13 protein-coding genes are annotated in these 23,043 nt (G+C 69.8%); all 13 read right to left on the reverse strand.

Annotated elements, in window-relative coordinates:
* Positions 1-15 precede the first annotated feature (15 nt).
* Positions 16-753, reverse strand: a complete 738-nt coding sequence (locus tag JYG32_RS07395; protein ID WP_213265152.1) for a TenA family transcriptional regulator — start codon at positions 751-753, stop codon at positions 16-18.
* Positions 750-3,167 carry a putative bifunctional diguanylate cyclase/phosphodiesterase gene (locus JYG32_RS07400; protein WP_213265153.1) on the reverse strand — a complete coding sequence of 806 codons (2,418 nt, stop codon included), beginning with the start codon at positions 3,165-3,167 and terminating at the stop codon, positions 750-752. The genes JYG32_RS07395 and JYG32_RS07400 overlap by 4 nt, the downstream gene beginning before the upstream one ends.
* Before the next feature lie 194 nt (positions 3,168-3,361).
* The gene (locus tag JYG32_RS07405) at positions 3,362-4,138 is read right to left on the reverse strand and encodes a Crp/Fnr family transcriptional regulator (RefSeq protein ID WP_213265396.1); all 777 of its coding nucleotides are present in this window, start codon (positions 4,136-4,138) and stop codon (positions 3,362-3,364) included.
* Positions 4,139-4,568: 430 nt separating this feature from the next.
* Positions 4,569-5,582: a lipase secretion chaperone gene (locus JYG32_RS07410; protein ID WP_213265154.1), complete on the reverse strand. Its 1,014-nt coding sequence runs from the start codon at positions 5,580-5,582 to the stop codon at positions 4,569-4,571.
* A 3-nt stretch (positions 5,583-5,585) separates the two neighbouring features.
* On the reverse strand, positions 5,586-6,698 hold the full coding sequence (locus JYG32_RS07415; protein ID WP_213265155.1) for an esterase/lipase family protein: 1,113 nt from the start codon (positions 6,696-6,698) through the stop codon (positions 5,586-5,588).
* Positions 6,699-6,738: 40 nt separating this feature from the next.
* Positions 6,739-7,155 (reverse strand): DUF4345 domain-containing protein, encoded by a 417-nt coding sequence (locus JYG32_RS07420; protein ID WP_213265156.1) that lies wholly within the window; start codon positions 7,153-7,155, stop codon positions 6,739-6,741.
* Positions 7,156-7,171: 16 nt separating this feature from the next.
* Positions 7,172-8,497: a hypothetical protein gene (locus JYG32_RS07425; protein WP_213265157.1), complete on the reverse strand. Its 1,326-nt coding sequence runs from the start codon at positions 8,495-8,497 to the stop codon at positions 7,172-7,174.
* Positions 8,494-9,273, reverse strand: a complete 780-nt coding sequence (locus JYG32_RS07430; RefSeq protein ID WP_174383982.1) for an outer membrane lipoprotein-sorting protein — start codon at positions 9,271-9,273, stop codon at positions 8,494-8,496. The genes JYG32_RS07425 and JYG32_RS07430 overlap by 4 nt, the downstream gene beginning before the upstream one ends.
* 36 nt (positions 9,274-9,309) lie before the next feature.
* Positions 9,310-10,737 (reverse strand): ABC transporter permease, encoded by a 1,428-nt coding sequence (locus tag JYG32_RS07435; protein ID WP_213265158.1) that lies wholly within the window; start codon positions 10,735-10,737, stop codon positions 9,310-9,312.
* Positions 10,734-11,447: an ABC transporter ATP-binding protein gene (locus tag JYG32_RS07440; RefSeq protein WP_213265159.1), complete on the reverse strand. Its 714-nt coding sequence runs from the start codon at positions 11,445-11,447 to the stop codon at positions 10,734-10,736. The genes JYG32_RS07435 and JYG32_RS07440 overlap by 4 nt, the downstream gene beginning before the upstream one ends.
* On the reverse strand, positions 11,444-12,820 hold the full coding sequence (locus JYG32_RS07445) for a flavin-containing monooxygenase (protein WP_213265160.1): 1,377 nt from the start codon (positions 12,818-12,820) through the stop codon (positions 11,444-11,446). The genes JYG32_RS07440 and JYG32_RS07445 overlap by 4 nt, the downstream gene beginning before the upstream one ends.
* 20 nt (positions 12,821-12,840) lie before the next feature.
* Positions 12,841-16,929: a cytochrome P450 gene (locus tag JYG32_RS07450; protein ID WP_213265161.1), complete on the reverse strand. Its 4,089-nt coding sequence runs from the start codon at positions 16,927-16,929 to the stop codon at positions 12,841-12,843.
* Positions 16,926-23,024 carry an SDR family oxidoreductase gene (locus JYG32_RS07455; protein WP_213265162.1) on the reverse strand — a complete coding sequence of 2,033 codons (6,099 nt, stop codon included), beginning with the start codon at positions 23,022-23,024 and terminating at the stop codon, positions 16,926-16,928. Before JYG32_RS07455 ends, JYG32_RS07450 begins: the two co-directional genes overlap by 4 nt.
* Positions 23,025-23,043: the final 19 nt, after the last annotated feature.

Raw genomic sequence — 23,043 nt, forward strand, 5'->3', positions numbered from 1 at the left:
AGCGGAAGGCGGTCGTTACGCATGCATGCAGCAGTCAAGGCTCGTCAGGAAATAGCTCAGGCTCCTGCGAACGGATTCCTCGACCTCCCTGACCCGTTCGGCCGAAGGCGACTGCCCGAGCAGCGTCGCGACGATCTCGAGCGCTTCCCACGGGTGCCTGTCGTCATAACTCGCATGCAGCGTGAGCCACCGCATCGCGCGACGGCGCACCGCCGGATCGAACTGCAGTTCGTACGGCGTCGCGCACAGTGCGGCGCTCCATTCGCCCGTGACGCCTTCGATCGCATAGTTGGTCGCCGCGATGCTCGCGGCAAGCGTGTCCGTATTGCTGCTCTTCCAGCACCAGTGACTCAGCGAGAAACCGGCGAGCGGCGCCGCGCCCTGCAAGAGCATCTCGGCGGACACACCCGATTCGGCGGCCCAGTTGATCCAGTGATCGACGTGATTCTGCTCGACGCGAATATTGCGGATCAGGTAGCGCCGCGCCTTCTCTTCGCCGCGCGAACGGAATGCCGCCGTCTTGAGCAGGTTCATCGCCATGTATTCCGGAAACTGGCTCACGACCGCCCAGCCGGTCACGAAGAACGTCCTCAGTTGCGACGCCTTCAGCCGGCCGCCGCTCATGTCCGCGAACACCGGATGCGCCCTCACGCGCTCGCGCAGTTCGCCCGTCGCGCCCACCATCTCGCGCACCCAGGCCGGATAGCTGTTCAGATCCATCAGATCGCCGGTCAACTCGAACGGAACCTTCATATGCTGCCTCCATGATGTTCAATGCCCCCTTCCTGCCACGGCGCGGGACGGCTGAAGTGATACCCCTGGCAGTAGTCGACGCCCAGCGAGCGGAGCATCTCCGCGGTCGCCGCATCCTCGACGTGCTCCGCAACGGTCCGGTACTGCATCAGATGCGCGATGTCGTTGATCGCGCACACGATGCCGCGCTTCACGCGGTCCATCGTCATGCCCGACACGAGGCCGCCGTCGATCTTCAGGTAATCGATCGGCAGCTTGCTCAGATAGGAAAACGACGACATGCCGGCGCCGAAATCGTCGAGCGCGAAGCGGCAGCCGAGGTCGCGCAGCTCGTGCATGAAGCGCGACGCCACCTCCAGATTGCGCACCGCGCTCGTTTCCGTGATCTCGAAACACAGCAGCGTCGGGTCGAGCCCCGACGACGACAGCTCGGCCATCACGAATTCGACGAAGCGATCGTCGGTGATCGACATCGCCGACAGGTTCACGTTGCATTCGAAATCGCTGCGCCGATCGACCTGTGCGAGTCGCCGGATGACGGTTCGCACCACCCACCGGTCGATCATCGTCATGTGGCCGTACCGCTCGGCAGCCGGCAGGAATATCGGCGAGATCAGTTTTCCGTCCGCGTCCGGGATCCGCAGCAGGATCTCGACGCGCTGCTGCGCCGCGAGCGCCGGCTGGATCGGCACGATGCGTTGCGCGTAAAGCTGGAACGTATTCGTTTCGAGTGCCGTCTTGACGCGACGGCTCCATTGCATGTGGTACGCCTGACGGCCCGAATTCATGTCCCGCGGCTCCGCCACGTGGACGCGGTTTCGGCCGCGGTCCTTCGCCACGTAACACGCGATGTCCGCGAGCTGCATCGCCCGTTCGACGCTGTCGGGCAGGCACTCGAGATCCAGCATGCCGATGCTGACGCTCAACTTGAAATGCTCGCCGTCCCAGCAGAACGTGAAATCCTCCAGGCTGGCGCGCAGCCGCTCCGCCTTGCCGCCGTCGGACGCACCGTCGCGCGGCACCGCGAGCAGGATGCCGAATTCGTCGCCGCCGAGCCGGCCGAACGCGTCGCAGCCGTCGAGACAGCGCTGGAATACCGTCGTCACTTCGCGCAGCAGCGCGTCCCCGGCCGCATGGCCGCAGACGTCGTTGACCTCCTTGAAGCCGTCCAGGTCGAGCACCAGCAGGATGGCCGCGGTGCGCAGCACGAGCGCTTCGCCGAGACGCCGCTCGAACTCCGTGCGATTGATCAGTCCGGTCAACGCGTCGTGCGACGCCTGCCACGTGAGCCGCGCGATCAACTGATGCTCGCGCGTCATGTCGCGCATGATCAGCACGTAGCCGACGCAACGGCCGGCCGTATTGTTCATCCTGGACAGCGACGCCCTGACCGCGACGGCGGTACCGCACACGCGGATCAGATCGAGGTCGCGCGTGAACGTGCTGTCGCCGCTGTTGCTCAGCGACGACAGCAGCTCGATCGACATGCCCTTCGACGTATCGACCAGGTCCAGCACGTCGTTGATCGGCTGGCCGACGCAACGCTCCGACGGGGAACCCAGCAATTGTTCGGCCGCCGGATTGACCGTCTCGATGCCGCTCGTCAGGCCGATCGTGACGATCGCGTCGGCGACCGAGTGCAGCGCGGCCTCGGCGAGCGCCTGGCTTCTGTCGAGCTCGGTCTGCATCGACATCTGCTGGTGCTGTGCGCGACCGGCCCATCGGACGGACAGGATCACGATCAGCAGCGACGCAGCGATGTAGGACAGAAACAGCTGAATGACCGCCGAACGGAATTCCGCGTTCAACTCGTCGGAAAAGTGCTTCGGCAGCGACTCGATCCGCGTATTGATGTCCCAGATCCGCTGGCTGAGCCTGTAGCTCTTCCGGGTATCGCCCGCGTGCACCGCATCCTGCAGTTCGTATGCGACGCTGCGCAACTCGATCAGTTCCCGATCGGCGTCTTCCCAGTACTGCAGCGCGACGTTCAGGCGTGCGAAGCTGCTCAGGATCGGATAGAACCACACCGCCGCCACCGCATCGACCGGGTTGATGCCGGCCTCGATCATCGCGCGCCGGGCGACCGCATGATCGGGCGGCACGCCGATCATCGCCTCGCGGGAAGTGCTCAGGTAGCGGAGCGTCCGGTCGACCGCCACGTATTCGTCGAACAGCTTTTCGTCGCCGGTTTCGCCATAGCGGCTCAAGAGAATGATTTCATCCTTCTGCGCTTTCGACCAATTGCTTTCGCCGCCGACGTAGACGCGCAGCGACATGATGATGATCAGGCTCACGACCACGAACCCAGCCAGCGCGATGATCACGACGACGATCGGCACGATACCCAGCGCCGGACTCCATGGCCATACATGAAACGAGCTGCGCTGACTCCGGAACCTCGATATGTTTTCCATACACCAACCACTGTTTTTATGATTATTCGCGACGCGTCCGGCCCGGGAATTCCACTCGCATCCGGCGTCTCGACATCTCCTCGTCCCCTGCCCGCACGGGCGCCGGTTCGCCGCGTCGAACCCTGCCTCCCGTTCGGTCCGGAACCGCTCCACGGTCGTCTGTCCGTCGCATCGACGATGCCGAACGCCGCCCGCTAGACCGTCAGCAACCGGTGTTGCGACGCCGCGCTCGAATTGACCCCGGCGTCCAGGATGCGCCGCATCTCGTCCCGGATAAGCCGGTGGCAACTGCAGGCGGCCCGCTCGAGATTCGCGAGATCGGTCAGGACGATCGAGCCGCGATGCTGATGAATCAGGCCGAGCTTGTGAAGCGCCTGAGTGGTATCGGTCACGGTCTCGCGCCTCACGCCGAGGATCTGCCCGAGCATCCCGTGCGTCACCGGGATCTCGATGCTCCGCGAGCGCTCCTGCGCGATCAGCAGCCATCGGCAGAGCTGATGCTGCATGCCGTGATGACGGCTGCAAAACACGGTCTGCGCGATCTGCGCGAGCACCATCTGCACGCGCATGAAGACCTGTCGCCGCACGGCCGGCGAGTTGTCGCACGCGTCGGCGAAGCGGGCCGCGTCGAGCCGGTACGCGAATCCGCCGCGATAGACCAGGACCCGGCGCGGCATGGCACTGCTGCCGCCGACGACGTCGGCGCAAATCACGCCCTCGCGCCCGATCTCCGCCACGCCGAGCGTCATCTTCGCGGTCGACAGATACTGAAGGGACACGGCCGTCGTCACCGGAAAATAAACCGCTTCCAGATCCGTGCCGACGTCGCACAGCACCTGGCCGGTCTCGATGTGGTGGAGTTGCAAATAAGGCGCCAGTGCCGAACGATCGACTCCGTCCAGCGCAGACAGGAAATAATTGGCATCGAGCGCATACGGAAACCCGATGACGTTCTGTGCCTGATGTGTCACGGTGCACCTCGTACGATTGTGTTGCTTCCCTCGGCCACCGAACATTGATGCCTCGCCTCGTCCGCGAGGCTTTTCGTATATTTTTTTTGAAATCTGATGAAAAGGTATCACGCACCCCGACGGCACGTCGCATCCTGTTTTTATTACATGAAGAAATTTTACAGTTCAGTGCTTTTCACACTGATGCATGGAACACTGACGCAGTCGATCGCGTTAAAAAATGAAAGTGCCAATTAAATACCTATTCACCGGATTGTCATTCGCATAACGAAGTGAATCGCAATATGGTCGGGATTCGATTCGTATCGATACCCGAAAGCCGATCGGGTACGAAAGAGCGCGCGATAAGTGCGGCAGCCCACACAACGGAGCGCGAACGACGCGGTAGAAACGGGAAGCACACGGCCGGCCCGGCGAGACCGGTCGCTCGTCAGAGTCCGGCGCCCGCATCCAGCGCCGCCGCCCTCGAAGCATCGGCCGGGTCCGCGAAATACCGTTGCCTCGCTTGCGCGACCTGCGCGGCGCGCGCGTCCGGCGCGAGCCGCTGCGCATCGATCCGGTCGCGTTCCGCGGCGTAGTCGCGATAGCGCGCCTGCCACGCGTCGTCGTCCTGCCGCATCCGGACGACCCGCGTCGCCACGTCGGGACCGAGCGCCGCGGCGGCCTGCGCGTGCAGCGCCCCCGACGCGTCGCCCGACCGTTCGAGCCGGGCAACCGTCGCGACCGCGTCGCGCTGCCGCCTCAGCCGCGCGCCCTCGTCGCGCAGGTCGGGCGGCAGCGATTGCTCGAGCGCGGCAAGCCGCTCGCGCTTTTGCGCGTCGGTCAGCGTCGGATCGCGCACGATCAGGAGCCGCTCGAGAACGTCGCGTTGCCGCTGCTGTTCGGCGCCGAAGAACGGCCCTGTCCATACGCCGAGCATACGGCTCGCCAGCGTGTCGCGCCGGTCGAGCGCGGCCGCTATCGCGCCCGCATCGAAGCGGCTGCCGGAAGTCGCGTCGCCGTCCGGCAGCCGTGCGAGCGCCGCGAGATACGCGCAATAGCGCTGCCACACATCGAGCGCTTCCCGCTGCGCGATGGTGCCGTCCAGTTGCGCGGCGATCTCGCGGGCGACGAGCGCGTCCAGCGCGGCGGCGCTCACGTCGTTCTGCGCGAGCAGGAAGTAGTCGAAGAAATCCCGCACCGCGCGCCGCTTCACGAGATGGCCTTGCGCATCGACCGGCAGGCGCGGCGCGTGCGTGCCGGCCAGCGGGGCCGGCAGGGCCGTGCCGGACGCCGCGGCGGCGGCCGGCGGCGCCTCGCGCGCCGGGACGATGCCGGCAACCCGCGTCGGCGCGGGCGCGGCCGGCGGCTCCGACCGGCCAAGCGCGTGCCACACGGCCGCGACCGCGACCACGCCGATGCCGCCATACCACGCGCCACGCGCGAGCGTTCCCCGGATCGTCATCGCTCAAACTCCCTGCAGCTTCAGCCGGTTCGCCTGCACGCGAAGCGCCGCGACCGGATCCGCCGCATACGCGCCGCGGATACCGAGCAACTGGTTGATCGCGTCGAAATGATTCCACCGGTAGGCCGTCGAGATCACCGTGCCGAACAGCGAGCTGCAGGTCGACGTGAAGCCGTCGTTCGGCCCCGCGCCGGCCAGCGCCATGATGTTGCCGGCCGTCAGGAACACGAGCGTCGACGGGTCCAGCACGTTCGCGGGATCGATCACCGGAATCACGCTCGTATCGACGGCGCCGGTCACGATGCCGAGCAGCGACACCGGCTGGTAAGCGGACCCGCTCCACGAATACAGCAGGTGCGTGTTGCCGCCGATCGATTCGGACGGCGCGCCGCCGCGGCAGGTGCCGGCCGGCCCGAGGCCCGGGCTCGGAAAGAGCTGGTTGAACCGCGCCGCGTAAGGGGTACTGAGCGCGTCGAGCGCGGCGATCGCGTCCTGGTTCGTGTTGTGCGAACTGCTGGTCAGGATGCCGAAAATATTCAGCAGCGCGCCGAACACCGGCGTCGACAGCCCGGTCGGGTCCAGCTTCAGCGCGCCTAGCACGAAATCGGCGAACTGCGACCCGCGGTGCGGCGTCGCGATCGTCGTCACCGACGCGACGAGCGCGGGCGCGACGGACGCCACGTAACGCGAGGTCAGCCCGCCCTGACTGTGCCCGATCAGGTTCACCTTCGCCGCGCCGGTCACCGCCAGCACCTGCTTCACGTATGCGAGCAACTGCTCGCCGCGGCCGTTCGGCCCGAGGTCGCCCTGGAAACCGGACAAGTCGGCGACATAGACCGTCGCGCCGTGCTGTTCGAGATCGGCCTGCATGCCGTACCAGTACGGCAGGATGCCGAAATAGTCGTCGGTTCCGGTCAGGCCGTGAACGAGGATGATCGGGTAGCGCGTGGCCGCGTAGTTGTCGACGGCCGCGCTCGCCGCCGTCTGCGCGCTCGCATGCGGCGCGAACAGGCCCGCGCACGCCAGCAGCGCGACGCGCGCGACGACGCCGGCACGCGGCAGGATCAGACGGCGCAGCGCAGCCGCCGCGCGCAATACAGTTGACGTGATCGACATCGGAGTCTCCTTCGTGAATATCGCGTGGCGCGCACGGGCGTCACGCATGCTGTCCGCCCCACCCCTCTCGCGCCGCGACCCGCCGCTGCCACGCGACGAACAGCGGCGCGCCGACGACCTCGAGCACCGTGAAGCCAACGAACGGCGGCCACGGCAGCCCGAGCGCCGCGAGCGAAATCAGCCGCCCGATGCCGCCGATGAAGATCATCATCCACAGCGTCGCGAACAGCCGCCCGTGGCGCTCGATCCCGGGGATCACCGAAAACGCCGCGAGACCGAGACCGAACCACACGCCCGCATAGAAGCGCAGGTTGCCGTCGAGCGTCGCGTCGCCCGGCAACGCGATGCCGAGCGACGCATAGAGCGGATCGTGGAGGCCCATCATGCCGAGCACGCCGGTAATCGTCGGAACCAGCGCGAGCACGGCCGTGGCCGCTTGAAGCGCGCGTTTGCTCATTCGTTCTCTCCTTCAGTCATCGATAAAAGATGCCCAGCACCTGCACGCCGGTCGACTCCGGCATCGCGCCGAAGCGGCTCCACGACGGCCCGGTCTGCCGCGACCACTGCAGCGCGATGTCGAACCAGTCGAAGCGCCGCCGCAATTCGACCCAGTACTGCCGGCCACCGCCGAGATCGGCCTGCATGAACCCCGTCAGGTCGAGGCGACGCACGCCGACATTACGCCATGCGGCCATCAGGAACAGCCCGTGCCGCGTCTGCAGTTCCTGTGCGGCCACCGACGTCCGCACCGCGTCGCCCCACGCATACGGGTCCACGCGCTGCAGCGAGCGCCAGCGGGACGCGGTCGCGCCACCGCCGTTGCTCTGGAATTCCGCCGTCAACGACAGGTCGACGGGCAGCGTCCAGGTCCCGCCGACCGACGAGCTGGCCCGGAACGCGCGATCGGCCTGGCTGCCGGCCGCGCGCGCGATCAGCGACGGCCGGTAGCCTCCGGTCCATTCCAGATACGCGACGACCGAGTTGCCGAGCAGCACGCTCAGGTTCTGGCCGAACTGCGGCGCCTGCCCGCTTTCACCGTACGCGACCCATTGCGGCTGGATCGCCGCGCTCAGCCGCTGGCTTCCGACGACCATCCAGCGATCGACGCCGTTGGTGCGCTGCAGGTCGGACGACGCGTTCGGGTCGCCCGGCACGCTGCGGGCGGCGAGGCGCGGCGACAGCAGCAGCGTGAGCGAACCCGACGCCCACACCTGCTGCGCGCGCAGCCCGACGGTGCCGAGCCGGTTCGTATGCCGGCTGTCCGGATCGGGCGGCACGTCGAGGCTCACCGCGCCCGCGCGAAAGAAGTCGGTCGGGTTGTAGCCGATGGCCGCGCCGATCCGCTCGTTCACGCGCCCCGCGTCGACGACGAACGCGGGCGTCGCGCGCCAGCTCGCGTACGCTTCCTTCACGAGCGTCACGTTGCGCGCGGACGTGCTCGACGTGAACAGCGGATCGAAGCGGTCGAAGCGCATCGAGAAGTGCGCGGCGAACGACGGTGTCAGCCACTGCCCGTATTCGAACTCGATCGACAACTGGTTGCGCCCGCTATCGTCGCTATTGCCGCTGTCGCCGCCGCGATAGCGGCTCACGCGCACCGCGTCCTGCACGTCGAGCTTCCACGGCTTCGCGGCCGCGGCCGGCGTCGCGGCCGACTGGTCGGCGAGATCGAGCGCCGCCGCGTCGGCGGCATCGGCGGCATCGGCCGCGCTCACGCCGCCCGCCTCCGCCGCACGCGCGAACGCCGGAAGCAACGCAAGCGCGAGCGCGGCCAGTACGCAACGGCCGCGCCCCGTCATTGCGCCTGGAAGCGGGACAGGTAGTCGCGCTGCAGCCATGCGTCGGGAATGTCGCGCCACGCGTAGTCGGAAAAGCGCATGACCGTCACCCAGTTGCTGTCGAGCCCGTCGATGATCACGGTCTCGGTCGGCCGCTCGACGCCGAGCTGCATCGTGTAGCGGCGATAGAACGCGGTCTTCAGCAGGCGGTCGCTTTCCGCATAGAAACGCGCCTTCAGCGGCCGGCTGTTCGCCGCGTCGATCCAGATCTCGATGCGCCGGTAGGTCAGCCCCTCGCCGTGGCCGGTCAGCGCCAGCCGGTACGCGCGGCGTGTCTGCCGGTCGCCGTCGGCGATGTCCTCCGCGCCCTTCATCTCGGCCGTGTAGTCGTGCGCGAGATTGACGGTCACAACGTCGCCGTTCGCCGCCTGGCCGAGCAGCCGCTGGTCCGGCGAGATTCGCACGCTCGCCTGGTTCGCCGGATCGTAGAACCACAGGTCGTTGCCGTTCTTCAGCATCAGCTTGCCCGTGTCGCGGGCCGGCGCGATGAACCGCACCAGCGTGCGGAACGCGCCGCCCGGCGCGTCCGGTTTCGAATAGATCGACAGCGTGTTGCCGTCGACCTGCTTGCCTGACCGGTACTCGATCAGCGTCGCCGTCAGCACGAAGGACTTTTCCGGCGCGCGGATCGCGTCGCTGGCCGCAAGCAGCTTCTGCGGATCGGGCGCCGGCTGCGCGTGCGCGGCACCGGACAGGAACGAAAGACTCAGACAGCATGAAACGAACAGGCGACGCACGAACGCTCTCCCTGAAGTGAAATGGACCCGATGACTTCACGCATGCCGCAGCGCGTCGACGATCGACAGCCGTGCCGCGTGACGCGACGGCAGCCAGGCGGACAGGCCGGCGACGCACGCGAGGCCGGTGAAGGTGACGGCGATGGAGCGCCACTCGCCCCACACGCGCACCGTCAGCGCGACGGCGTCGATCCGCGCGGGCGGCGTCCACGCCAGCCCGCTGTGATTGAGCGCCGCGGCAATCGCGAGCGCGACCAGCACGCCGAGCGACGCGCCGGCCACGCCGAGCAGCGCCCCCTCGCAGACGAACAGCGCCTGGATGCCGCCGCGCCGCATGCCCATCGCGCGCAGCGTGCCGATCTCGACGGTGCGCTCGATGATCGCGGTGCTCATCGTGTTGCTGATCACGAACAGCACGATCGCGCTGATCAGCACGAACACGAACCCGAAGATCACGGAGAACATCCGGTTGGTCTGGTCGTAGAACGGATTGAGCGTCGCGAAATCGACGACGTCGAGCGTCTGCCCGTCGAAACCGCCGCGCAGCAACTGCTCGATGCGCGCACGCGCCGCCGGCAGATCGGCCGTGCTCCGGAGCTGGATCTCGATGGCCGTCGCCCGCGGCTCGCCGCCGCCGTACACGAGCCGCTGCGCGTACGGCAGGCGCACCGCCAGATACACGTCGTCGAATTCCTTCACGCCCTGCTGTTCGGCCTTCACGACCGAAAAGCGGCCGACGTTCGGCGCACCGCCCGTGCTCGCGGCCAGCACCTCGATGTGGGTCGCGCCGCCGGCGGCCGGCCGGCTGCCCGCTTCGTCCTGCGCGAGCGCCATCACGTCGGCGGGCGCGTTCGCGGCCGCGCCCGCCGCCGCCGCCGCCGCCGCCGGGACCGGATCGGATGGCGCGGGCGGCGCGTCGTGGCAATCCGGCACATGCAGCGGCTCGCACAGATGCAGCACGCGCGCGACGCCGTTCCCGACCACCGCCGCGTCGTCTGCCGTGCCGCGCAACGCGAATTCGCGCGGCTGGAGCGGAAACCCGTACGCGTTCCATTGCTGCATCCGGTACTGGTCGTCGGGGATCGTGCCGATCCCCATCACGGTACGCGACACGCCCGCATCGAAATTGCCGGCGATCCCGCCGAACTGCAGTGTCGGCGTGACGACGGCGAGCAGCGGCGCGAGCTGCGGATCGCGCCGCAACGTGTCGATCAGTGCCCGATAGCCGCGGATGCCGTAGGCGGCCGGATCTCCGGTGCCGTACAGGAAGTAGCCGCGCCGCTGGATCTGCAGATGGCCGCTGCGCTGCACGAAATCGGTCTGCAGGCCGAGCGTGATGTCGCGGCTGAAGCCGCCGAACAGCAGGATCGCGCTCACGCCGACGATCATCGCGAGCAGCGTGGTCAGCGAGCGCCGCCGGTTGCGCTGCAGGTTGCGCAGCGCGAGCATCAGCGTATGGGTCATCGGCAGGTCTCCGTCGCGGCCGCGCCGCCGTGCTGCTCATGGGCGACGATGCGGCCGTCGAGAATCCGCACGACTTCGTCGGCGACGCGCACCACCTGCGGATCGTGCGACGACACGATGAACGACACGTCGCGCTCGCGCTGGATCGTGCGCATCAGTTCGATGATCGCGTGGCCGGTGGTGCTGTCGAGGTTCGCGGTCGGTTCGTCCGCGAGGACCATCGCGGGCTCCGCCGCCAGCGCCCGCGCGATCGCGACGCGCTGGCGCTGCCCGCCCGACAACTGGCTCGGCCGGTGCCGCGCCTTGTCGCCGAGCCCGACCGCGTCGAGCAGGTCGCGCACCCGCGCCGCGCGCCGCGGGGTCGCCCAGCCCGCCATCAGCAGCGGGTATTCGACGTTCTCGTACGCGGACAGCACCGGCAGCAGGTTGAAGGTCTGGAACACGTGGCCGACGTGGCGCGCGCGAAAGTCCGACAGCGCATCGTCGGTCATGGATGCCGTGTCGTGGCCGGCAATCGTCACGCGCCCGCTGTCGGGCCGGTCAATGCAGCCGATCATGTTGAGCAGCGTCGTCTTGCCGCTGCCCGACGGGCCGCTCAGCACGGTGAAGCGTCCGGCGTCGAGCGTCACCGACACGTCGGCGAGACCGGTCACGCGGACGCTGTCGAGCAGGTAGGTCTTCGACAGGCGGTCGACGGTCACGAGGCTCACGATGCGCCTCCCGCGTGCGCCGCGCCCGCCGCCCGACGCGCTGCGCCTGCGCCTGCCGGCGCGCCCGGCAGCGCGCCGATCAGCCGCTTGAGCTGCAGCCGGTACGCGAAGTGCTCGACCTCGATCGCGTGCCGCGGCGTCCGGTGGAACGCGATGCCGCCGTTCCAGTCCGAGCGGCCGCGCCGGATCAGCCGGTCGAGCCGCGCGGCCTTGCGCGGCGCGACGTCCCGCGCGTGCAGGTAGCGCGCGAGCAGTTGCGCCTGATAGTCCATCAACGGCCAGTTGCCGGTCGACGTCTGGAACAGGCCGATGAAGAACAGGTCGGGATGCTGCGCGTCGAACATGTTCAGATACAGCTTCGGCTGCTGCTTGCGCCACGGCAGATGCGCCTGGTCGATGAACGGGAAGCCCGGTTGGTAGCCGGTCGCGTACACGATGACGTCGACCGGCTCCTCGCTGCCGTCGACGAACGCGACACGGTCGCCCTTCAGCTCCCGCACGTCCGGCCGCGCGGCAAGATCGCCGTGACCGAGGTGATAGAACAACGTCGAGTTGATGATGAAATGCGATTCGAACAGCTTGTGGTCGGGCTTGCGCAGCCCGTAGTCCTCCGGCTGCCCGGCCGTCGTCAGGCGCAGCAGCCGCTCGCCGAACAAGCGCCGCGCCCACAGCGGCATGCGCAGCCGCAGCGGCCATTCCGCCCACTGGTCCGCCGGCATCCCGAACAGGAATTTCGGCCAGTAGTAGTACCCGCGGCGCGTGCTGTGGAACACCGCGCGCGCATGATGGGACGCCTCGACCGCGATGTCGCAGCCGGAGTTGCCGGCCCCGACGACGAGCACGCGCTTGCCGCCGAAGATCTCCGGCGTGCGGTATTGCGACGAATGAAGCTGCAGCCCGTCGAAACGGCCGGGATAGTCCGGCAGTTGCGGATGCGACAGATGGCCGTTGCAGACGATCACGCCGCGATAGCGCCGCACTTCGCCGCGATCGAGCTCGACGCGCCACTGCGTGCTGCCGGGCACCGGCGCGATCTCGAGCACCGAGCGGCCGAACTCGATCCGCTCGTACACGCCGAAGCGCCGCGCATACGCGCGCAGGTACGCGAGCGCCTGGTCGCCGCGCGCGTAGACCGGATAGTCGTCCGGCATCGGAAAGTCGGTGTACTCGGAAAACCGCTTCGAGCTGATCATGTGGATCGACCGGTAAACCGCGCCGCTCGGGCGACCGTAGTACCAGTTGCCGCCGACGTCGTCCTCGCGCTCGATCACGTCGACGCCGATCCCGAGCGCCTGCAGGTTCTTGGCCGCGGTGATGCCCGCCGCGCCCGCGCCGACGATGCAGTAGCGCTTGCCGTAGTCCCGCTCCGTCATGGTGAATCTCCTCATTCCGTTCAATGGGCCGGCGCAGCCTCGGTCTGCGTCCCGGCCTGCGTCTCGGTCGTGCCGACGAGCGTCGTGTCCCGCACGTCGGCAATCAGCGCGCCGCCGCGATCGGCGATGGCGAAGCGGTCGTCCGGATAGCGCAGCAGCAACTCGGCGCGGTCCGCGCACGGCGCGCCGAACGCGATGCGGCCGATCCGCCACGCGCGCGGCGCGTCGGTGCCGGACGGCCACGCGCCGAGCAGCGCGCGCAGCACGTTCTCCAGATGGTTGACCGGCAGCCAGAGCGCCGGGCACGGCGTGCTGCCGGCCGCGCCGGGCACGCGCCACAGTGCGGCCGGCTCGGCGGCCCGCGCCTGCGCGAACAGGCCATACCAGCGGACGGGCGGCAGCAGGTCGTCGCACCAGCTCGCGAGCGTCGCCTGCTGCGACGACGGGCCGTACTCGTCGAGCGGCAGCGTGACGGTCGCGCCGACCGGTGGTCGGCTCCGATAGACGAACGTCGCATCGAGCAGGGCCGCGCCGGCGGCCGATCGGCAGCGCACGCCGACACGCCAGCCGTCGTCCGCGGTCCGGCCCGCGACGTCGGTATCGACTGTCAGGTCGCCGCGCGCGTCGAGCGCGCCGGACAGCGCATCGAGCCGGATCGTCACGTCGTCGATCGCGTGCAGGTACGCGGGTTCGCCGTCCGGCGGCGCGACCCAGTCAGCCGCGACGCGCGCATGCTCGAGCAGCAGCGACGCGGGAACGGCCACGCGGCCGTCGAACCGGAACGCGCGCACACCCGGCGCGCCCGCGACGCGGTAGCGCGTCGAGAAATGCGCGAACGGCTGGAAACGCCGGGGCTCGCCCGCGTGATGCAGCCGCGTCGCCAGCTCCTGCAGGTTCGGCAGGCCGTCGACCGGGCCGAAGCCGCGGATCTGGATCGGCGTCAGCGCGCGGCCGACCGCGCCCATGTACATCACCTCCCCGCTGCGGGCGTCCGCGAGTTCCGCGAGCCAGTGCCGCACGCCGTCGTCGATGCGCATCGGCGTCACGTAGCGCCGCGTGACCGCGAGGTTGGTGATCATCCCGACGCCGTCCCAGGTCGGCCACACGAGCGTCTTCACGACGCGGCCGCCGGTGTCGTGCCGAGCCCACAGGCCGAGCCGCGCGAGCGCCTCGTTCGCGGCCGCGTAGTCGGTCTCGCCCGTCATCCCGCCCCAGCGGCCCGTCAGCGAGCCGACGTTGAAAAAGCCCGTGACGCCCGGGCGGTCGCGCACGGCCGCGTACAGGTTCGCGAAACCGACGACCTTCACCCGCGCGGTACCGATGAATTCGTCCGCCGTCTTGCCCGGCAGCCGGATCGGCTGGTCGACGCCGGCGTTGTGGATCACGCCGCGCAGCCGGTCGCCGAATTCATCGCACAGCGCGCGCACGGCGGCCGCGTCGGTCACGTCGCACACGCGGTAGTACACCGGCAGCCCGAGCGCCGTCGCCGCGTCGAGCGACGCGTACGCATCGCGGCGCCGTTCGAGTTGCCGCAGCGCGCGCCGGATCGCCTTCGGCGGCCGTTCCGGCGTTGCCTGCCGGAGCTGGTCGGCCCCGTAGCGCTTGAAGCCGGCCTCGTCGAGCGCGAGCCACGGCTCGTCGCCGGCGGGCAGCGGCTCGCGCCCCGTGACGACGACCGTACAGCCGCGGCGTTTCGCGATCTCGCACGCGGCCAGGAAACCGATGCCGCGCGCGCCGCCCGAAAACAGCACGACGTCGTCGGGCCCCCAGTCGGGCGCCGCACCGTCGGGCAGCGCACCGTGCGTCGCGTCGAGCGTGTAGCGGCGGCCGCCGCGATGGCCGACCTCGAAACGTCCCCAGCGATAGAGTTCGCGCGCGATCAACTGGTCGACGCGGCCCGTTTCGTCGGGCGCGATATCGAGCACACGCACGTTGCAGTTCGGCAGTTCCTGCGGCAGCGTCTTCGCGAGCCCGGCCCACAATCCGCCGAGCGGCTGCACGGGCGCCTCGTCGCCATAGCCCATCAGGCCGTCCATCCAGGTCGCCGCGAGATAGAACAGGCGCGACGTCGATGCCTCCCGCGACCAGTCGTCGTAGCACGCCTGCAGCAGCGCGACCGTGCGGCGCAGCGGCGCCTCCCACCGGTCGTGTGCGTCGAGCGAGAACGGGACTTCGAGGCCGAGGTCGACGATCCCGTCGAACGGTCCCGACTGCCGGACGAACGCACTCGCGGCCGCCGCGTGGTCGCCGCCTTCCGGTGGCGAGAACACGCTCGCTTTCGCGCACGCGCGCGTCAGCGCGGCCACCACGCGCTCGACCGTGCCGCCGCGGCCGTTGACCACCGCGATCCGCTTGCCGCTCAGCGCAGCCGCGGGCGCGTCGGGCAGCGGCTCGATCTCGACCGGCCGCCACGTGAACCGGCGTGTCGGAACTTCGTCGCCGTCCGGTGCCGCGTCACGCGCATGCGCGCCGCGCTGCAGGAACGCGAGCACGCCCGGCGCGAGCGCGGGGCCGGCGGCACGATGCGCCGCGGGTGCCGGCGCCTCGTGTGTCGGGCGCTCGGTGTCGGTCGCCGATGTCGATGTCGATGCCGATGCCGATGCCGATGCCGATGCCGGAACGGTCGCGGATGTTGCTGCCGGCGCTGACGCAAACGACGATGCCGATGCTGGCGCCTTCACATGCGCACCGCTGAACGGACAGCCGGCGGCCGGTGTCGGGGGCGACGGCGCCTCCGCCCGCGGCCGGCCGGGCACCCGCTCTTTCGCGCGCGGCTTCGCGATCAACCGGATGCCGTCGCGCGGGCGCAGCGAGATCGTCGGTCCCGTGTCGAGCGGATGACCGGGCACCGCACTCAGGTCGACGTGCTGCGCGACGACCGCGATCAGCACGCGCATCTGCAGCAGCGCGGTCTGGTAGCCGATGCATTTGCGCATCCCGCCGCCGAACGGAAAATACGCGTACTTGTGACGCGCCGGCGCATGCGATGCGAAGTTCTCCGGATCGAACGCGTCCGGATTGGCCCACAGATCCGGATGCCGGTGCGTGACGTACGGCGACATGAACACCGACGAGCCGGCCGGAATGTGATACCCGCCGATCTCGTCGTCGCCGACGAGATCGCGCGTGAAACCCCAGATCGGCGGATAGACCCGCAGGATCTCGTCGACGGTCTGCACCAGATACGGCAGGCGCTCGATGTCGGCGGCACCGGGCGCGCGGCCGCCGAGCACCGCGTCGAGTTCGTCGCGCAGCCGGCGCAGCACGTCGGGATGCTGCGCGAGCGCGTACAGCCCCCACGCCATCCCGCTGCCGGTCGTCTCGTGGCCGGCCAGGAACACGGTCATCACCTCGTCGTGCACTTCGCGCTCGGTCAGCGGCGCGCCCGTGTCGGGGTCGCGCGCGGCGAGCAGCAGCGAGATCACGTCGCTCGTTTCGCAGCGGCCCGCGCGATGCTCGGCGACGATCGCGTCGACGATCGTGTCGATCCCGCGGCGCGCGCGCGCAATCCGGCGATTGAACGGCGTCGGCATCCAGCGCGGCACGAAATCGTTCAGGTTGCCCTGCGGCATCATCGCCTCGATGCCGAAGCGCACCGCCGGCCCGACGTCGTCCGCGTGCCGCGAGATGTCCGCATTGAACAGCATCAGCCCGAGCATCCGCAGGCTCACGCGCATCATCTCCTCGACGACGTCGAACGGCGCCGGCGCCGGCCGCGCGCGCCAGCGCTCGACCAGCGCGAGCGCCGCGTCGCCGACCGCGGCCGCGTGCATCTCCACCTGCTTGCGGTGAAACAGCGGCTGCACCACGCGCCGGTGACGCTTCCAGAACTCGCCGTCGGTCGTGAGCAGCCCGTCGCCGAAGAACATCTTGAAGTTGTCGTAGAAGCGCCCGCGCACATAGTTGCGGTGGTTTTCCTGCAGCACGTGCTGGATGCCGTCCGGATGCGCGAGCGCGTGCGTGAGGAACGGGCCGAGGCGATTGCGCGCGATGTCGCCATACTGCTGCTGGAGCCTCAGCAGCATCGTGATCGGGTTGCGCTTGTACTCCGCGAGATTGCCCATCACGACGCTGCCGCGCGGCCCGGGCGCGAGTCGCTTCGCGCTCATGCGGACACCTGCTCGTCCGGCGTGCGCGCGGCCAGTTGCGCATCGATCTCGCCGCGCGCGGCGAACGCGCCCGTCACGCGATGCACGTAGCCGATCACGACGCCGGTCACGTCGCGCATCTGCATCAGGATTCGCCCGTCCGGACACACGGCGACGAACCGGTTGCCGCTGCTGTGCGGCCCTTCGAGCGCGAACTCGCGCGGCGTCACGCGCAGCGCGATCGATTCATGGCGACGCGACAGCTCGCAATCGTTGCCCGCCTCGTAGAGATCGATGCGCCCGATCGACATCGGCGCCGCGAGCGGAATGTAGTCGCCGGCGACATGGTCGAGTGCGGCCACGCGCGCGAGCCCGTCGAGCAGGATGCTCGGCACCACGAACCGCGAGAACACCGGATCGTCGCCGCGCACGTTCAGCCGGAAGCGGGCCTGCTTGCCGGCGTCGGTCATGCCCGTGTCGGTCGTCGACACGAACATGCCCGTCAGCCGCACCGGTGCCGCGTCGACATGGTACGGATCGGCGACGGGCACGAACGTGCCGCCCGGCGGTTCGCTCCACACCGGCGCCGGTGCGTACGCGTCGGCCAGGCGCACGGTGATCTCGAAGTGCGGCTTGTCGCGCACGAGGACTTGCCCGCCCGGTGCGAGCACGTCGCCGGAAATGCGCACGCGCACGAGCACGGCGTCGTGCTCCCGCGCCACGCGCTGCGCATGGATACGTTTCGCACTCGGGCGCTTCGCGTCGTAGACGCGCAGGAAGTGCAGGAACGCCGCGTCCGCGAAGCCGACGACCTTGAGCCCCGGCACGAGCCGCAACGCCGCTTCGGCCGCGACTTCGGGCACGAAGGTGCCCGGCAGCGTCGGAAAGCCGTTGACGACGTGATGGGACAGATACGCATCCCGCTCGAGGTCGAACACGCGTTCGAACGTCACGCTGTCGGGCGTACGCGCGATTTCGGCGCCAAGGTAGAAATCGGCGGCGCGCGGCGCGGTGTCGGCCGGCGCGGCATGCGTCGAAACCGGCACGTCGACAGCGACGTCGAAATAGCCGGGCAGATGCCGCTCGATCGCCCGTCGTTCGGCGTCGCCCAGGTGCACCGACATCGCGGCCCGCTCGCCGAGGCCGAGTTCGCGCATGAAATGGTGCACGCCCTCCGCCGTGCGCATGCTGGTGAACAACCCGCTCTTCTCGAGGAATGCACGCGTGACCGGATTCGCCCCGAGCCCGACCGAACGCCACAGCGTCCAGCCGATCGTGAATTCGTCGTGGCCGAGCGCCGCCCGGTGATACGACGCCTGCGTGTTGAGGAAATCGTTGCCCGACGCGTAATCGGTTTCTCCCGCCTGCCCGGTGAGGCCGATGAACGAGCCGAAGTTGCACCACAGGCGAGGCTGACGCGCACCGAATGCGCTGCGCAGGTTCCAGTAGCCGCGCACCTTGATGTCGCGCACCGCGACGAAGTCGTCGAGCGACTTCACGAGCACCGACGCCGACCGGTTCAGGCCCGCCGCGTTGACCAGCAGATCGACGCGGCCCTCGCGCGCAAGAATCGCATCGACGGCCGCGCGCACACTGTCGGCGTCGAGCACGTCGGCCTGCACGTAGGTCACGCGATGCGGGCCGCAGAACGCCTTCATCGCGTCGATGTTGCGGCACGCCGCGCGCGCCTCGGCGCGCCGCTCGAACGCGCGAATGATCGCCGGCAGCGGCAGCTCCGGATGCAGCGCCTTTTGCTCGCGAATGTAGTCGGGGCGACTTTTCGCGAACGCTTCGTCGTCGAGCGCGACGAGCTCCGCGTCGACCGCATCTAGCGCGCTGCTGCCGACCAGGTACAGCGCCGGCCGCACGTGCGCGGCCAGCGCCTTCATCAGTTCGGCGGTGATCCCGCGCGCGCCGCCGACCGCGACGACGACCGCCTCCTGGCCCAGCGCCAGCCGCTCGTCCACGCGCAGCGCGCCGGCGTCGCGCACCACGCGCGGCGTGCGGCGGCGGCCCGCGCCGAGCGCGACGACCGGCAGCCAGTGCTGCGCGGCGCTTTCGCGTTCGGCCTGCGGCAGCGCGTCGGCGAGCGTGCGCGCGTCGCTCAGCACCGCGATCGAGCGCGCTTCCGGCATCTCGATCGCGAACGCCTTCACGAGCCCCGTGAACAGCCCCGCATCCGGATGCGGCGTGCCGCCTGCAAGCGCGTCGAGCAGCAGCGCGATGAACGTCCCGTCTTGCTTCAGCGCGCCGTGGCAACGCTTGAGCGCGACGAACGCCAGATCGTGCAGCGCAAGCCGTGCGGGCGTGGCGGGCGCCGTGGCACCCGCCGCGAGCGCGCCGGCCTCCAGCGACGTCAGCACGCGCACGTGGCCGATGTCGTCGGGCAGCCAGTCGAGCGCCGTTTCGTCGGGCTGCTCGATCCAGTGCCAGCCCGGTCTCGGCGCGGCCAGCGGCCGCGTCGACAGCACCACGCAGTCCGGCCCCAAGTCGGCCTGCGCGGCCAGCGTGTCCGGGATGTCGGTCACCACGACGCAGCGCGGCGCGAGGAACGGCGCCGGCCGGCCGCCGGGCCGCCACGGCGCGTCCAGCCATTCGATCCGGTAGCGCGCCACGCCGAGCGGTTCGCCGTCCGCCGCGATTTCGGTCCGGCGCAACGCGCCCGGCAACAGCGTGCCGGGCGAAACGGGTGCGGGCGAAGCGGCTTCGATCGACGCGGCGACCGGTGTCGGCGCCGGTGTCGAAGCCGGTGCGGCGACCTGGCGAGCAGGACGCGTGTGCTCCGCGTCGCGTTGCGGCGCAGGCACCCCATCCGCACCGGATCGCACCGCTGCCTGCGTGCACGCGACATGCAGCGCATAACGCGGACGATCGCCGCCGCTGTCGCGCGCGAACGTCGCGGCCGGCGTTTGCGCGACCAGCGCGCGCAGCACGTCGATCGCGGCATCGGCGCCCGCGTACGTGATCGCGCGGCCGGCCGCATCGCGCGGCGCGACCGGCTTGGCCGCCACGCGCGCATCGCCGCCGCCGACCACCGCGAGCACCGGCAGCCCGGCCGCCTGCGCGCGCCGCACGGTGGTCACGGCGAACAGCACGATGCCTTCCGCGAGCGGCAGCCGGAACGCCGGCTGCACTTCGTCCGCCGCATTGCCGTTGATGCCGCCGACGATCGCCATGTCGAGTTCGCCGCTGCACAGGAAGCGCCCGGCCACCTCGAACGCGGCGAGCGTCGACGCATGCCCCGCGTCGACCGTCATGTTCATCCCGTGCAGGTCGTGGTAGTTCGCGACGCGCGCCGGGATCACGTTCGGCATCATCCCCGGAAACGAATTCTCGGTCGTCGGCGCGACCAGCTGCTTCGTCGCGTCGCGCAGGCCGTCCAGCAGCACCTCGGTCGCCGCGCGCTCATGCGGCGGCGTCGCGCCGAGCACCGCGGTCGCGATGTCGTCGAGATAGCAGCGGCTCGCATAGAGCGCCGCGTTGCGCGTCGGCCCCATGTGGCCCATCACGAGCCCGATCGTGTCCGCGTGCTCGCGCCAGAACGCGCCGAGGCGCTCGCGCAGGTCGTGCGCGGCGTCGAGCGCCATCAGCTGGCAGCGGTCGAGCGCGCGCAATACCGCGGGCGGCATCTTCACGCGCTCGAAGCTCGGCAGCGGATAACGAATGCCGAAACTCGCGTCCGGCGCGCGGCCGGCGCCGCGCAACCACGCGGCCACGGCCGCGTCGCCGTCGAGCCCGGGAAACTTGGCGGACCAGCCGACGATCGCGAGCGGCTCGCGGCGGAACCGGCCGCTCGCGCCGCCGGGCCGCAGGTCCGCACGGTATTCCGACACGATCAGGTGGCCGTTGGTGCCGCCGAAGCCGAAGCCCGACACCGCCGCGACGCGCGGCGCGTCCGGCCGTGCCGGCCACGGCACCGGCGCGACCGGAATGCGCAGGTTCGTGCCGTCGATCCCGAATTCCAGCGGCGGCTCGCTGAAGCGATGCTGCGGCGGAATCACCCGGTGCTGCAGCCCGAGCAGCACCTGGATCACCGACACCACGCCGGCCGCCCAGCCCGTATGCCCGACCAGCGACTTGTTCGACGTCACGTGCACCGGACGGTCGCGCCGGATCGCCTCGCGCAGGCTCTGGAATTCGGCGAGATCGCCGGCCGGCGTGCCCGTGGCGTGCGCGACGACCCAGTCGACATCGGCCGGCCCGGTCGCCGTCTGCGCATACGCGCGATGGATCGCGATGCCCTGCCCGGCCGAGTTCGGCGCGTAGATCGCCTTGCCCTTGCCGTCGGACGACGAGCCGAACGATTTCAGCACGCCGAGGATGCGGTCGCCGTCCGCGCGTGCGCGCGCCAGCCGCTTCAGGATCACGACGCCCGCGCCGTCCGCGAACAGCACGCCGTCGCAGTCGCGGTCGAGCGGACGGACCTCGCCGCTGCGCGACAGCCCGTGCAGCTTCGAGAACAGGACCGAGCCGCGCGGCGCCAGCGCGAACGCGCCGCCGCATGCGACGACATCCTGCTTGCCGAGCAGCAGCGCCTTGATCCCGAGATCGATCGAGTACAGCGACGACGAGCAGGCCGTGTCGACCATCATGAATTCCGCGCCGTCCGGCAGCACGCCCTTCATCGCATCGAGGCCGACGCGATGCGGGAAGAACGATGCGAGGTCGCCCGCGCCGCGCGCGTAACGCGCGCTCAGCACCGCGTCGATCGCCGCCACGCGCCGCACGCGCTCGTGCTCGCCGATCCCGGCTTCGTCGAGCACCGCGTTCAGCCGCGCCCGCGCGGCCGCCAGCACCATCCCTTCTTCCAGGTGCTGGCTGCCGTCCGCCGTGTAGCCGACGAGAAACGCGACACGATCGGCGTCGCGCAGCGTCACGCCGTCGAGCGACTGGCACAGCGCGTGGCGCAGCCACAGCGTCGTCAGCTCGGCCGGCGCGGTGCCCGCGTCGAGTTCCGCGCGCACCGTCGGCCACGGTTCGAACCGCTCGATGAACACCGAGCGCGACTGGTAGCTCTTGTCCTCGGCCGACGGATCGGGCGAATAGAACGATCGGTAGTCCCAACGGTCAGGCGGCACGTTGCCGAACAGCTCGGGGCCGTCCAGCAACGCGCGCCAGAACGCCTGCGGATCGCTGGCGCCGGGCAGCGCGAGCCCCATGCCGACGACGGCGATGTCGTCGCTGTCCGGCAGGTCTTCGCCCGGCTCGGCCGAGCGCGGCGCGGACGAAGCAGGCGCCGCGGGCGGCGCCGATGCCGCGTCGTCGCGCACGACGGCATCCTCGCGCGACGGATCCGTCGCGCTGCCGGCCGCCGCATCCGGCGCCGCCCATTGCGCGCGCGGCGACAAGCCCTCGCTGCACAGCGACAGGCCGCCGTCCGCGACGACCACCTGCCCGGTGACCCAGCGCGCCGCGTCGGACGCGAGGAACAGCACGACGTCCGCGAGATCCTCCGCGCGCGCGAGCCGCTTCAGCGGCGTCGCCGCGATGCTCGAGCGCTTGGTGTTCTCCGGATCGGGAAACTGCGCGGCGACGTCGCCGTCGATCAGCGTCGACGACGCGCCGTTCACGCGAATGTCGTGCCTCGCGTATTCGACCGCGAGATAGCGCGTGAGCGATTCGAGCGCCGCCTTCGCGGTGCCGACGACGAGATAGTTGGCCGGCACGAGCGTCGCGCCGACCGACGACACGTTGACGATCGCGCCGCCGCCCGAGCGTGCCATCAGCGCCGCGGCGCGGCGCGCGCACCAGAACGCGCCCTTCAGGTTCGTGTCGAGCGCGCGGTCGAAATGCTCGGCGCCGATCTCGTCGACGCCGAGCAGCGCGCCGGATGCCGCATTGTTGACGAGCACGTCGAGCCTGCCGTAGCGCTGCTCGATCTCGTCGAACATCCGGTCGACCTGCCCCCGTTGCGCGACCGACGCGCGGATCACGTCGACGCTCGCGCCGAGCGCGCGCAGTTCGTCGGCCGTCTGCTTCGACGCGTCCAGGGAATGGAAGAAATTGAGAATCACGTGCGCGCCCTGCTCGGCGAAACGCCTGCAGATCGCCTTGCCCACGTTCTTCGCGCCGCCCGTCACGAGGACGAGCTTGCCGCGCATGCTGGAATTCGACATGATTCGCCTGCCTGTCAAG

This window comes from Burkholderia pyrrocinia (genome assembly GCF_018417535.1).
GTDB classification, from domain to species: domain Bacteria; phylum Pseudomonadota; class Gammaproteobacteria; order Burkholderiales; family Burkholderiaceae; genus Burkholderia; species Burkholderia pyrrocinia_E.

What these genes read in the sequence shown, in the direction of transcription:
- JYG32_RS07420 (WP_213265156.1), bottom strand. Translation starts at nt 7,155, where the DNA reads ATGAGCAAACGCGCGCTTCAAGCGGCCACGGCCGTGCTCGCGCTGGTT.
- JYG32_RS07410 (WP_213265154.1), bottom strand. Translation starts at nt 5,582, where the DNA reads ATGACGATCCGGGGAACGCTCGCGCGTGGCGCGTGGTATGGCGGCATC.
- JYG32_RS07455 (WP_213265162.1), bottom strand. Translation starts at nt 23,024, where the DNA reads ATGTCGAATTCCAGCATGCGCGGCAAGCTCGTCCTCGTGACGGGCGGC.
- JYG32_RS07415 (WP_213265155.1), bottom strand. Translation starts at nt 6,698, where the DNA reads ATGTCGATCACGTCAACTGTATTGCGCGCGGCGGCTGCGCTGCGCCGT.
- JYG32_RS07450 (WP_213265161.1), bottom strand. Translation starts at nt 16,929, where the DNA reads ATGAGCGCGAAGCGACTCGCGCCCGGGCCGCGCGGCAGCGTCGTGATG.
- JYG32_RS07425 (WP_213265157.1), bottom strand. Translation starts at nt 8,497, where the DNA reads ATGACGGGGCGCGGCCGTTGCGTACTGGCCGCGCTCGCGCTTGCGTTG.
- JYG32_RS07400 (WP_213265153.1), bottom strand. Translation starts at nt 3,167, where the DNA reads ATGGAAAACATATCGAGGTTCCGGAGTCAGCGCAGCTCGTTTCATGTA.
- JYG32_RS07445 (WP_213265160.1), bottom strand. Translation starts at nt 12,820, where the DNA reads ATGACGGAGCGGGACTACGGCAAGCGCTACTGCATCGTCGGCGCGGGC.
- JYG32_RS07435 (WP_213265158.1), bottom strand. Translation starts at nt 10,737, where the DNA reads ATGACCCATACGCTGATGCTCGCGCTGCGCAACCTGCAGCGCAACCGG.
- JYG32_RS07395 (WP_213265152.1), bottom strand. Translation starts at nt 753, where the DNA reads ATGAAGGTTCCGTTCGAGTTGACCGGCGATCTGATGGATCTGAACAGC.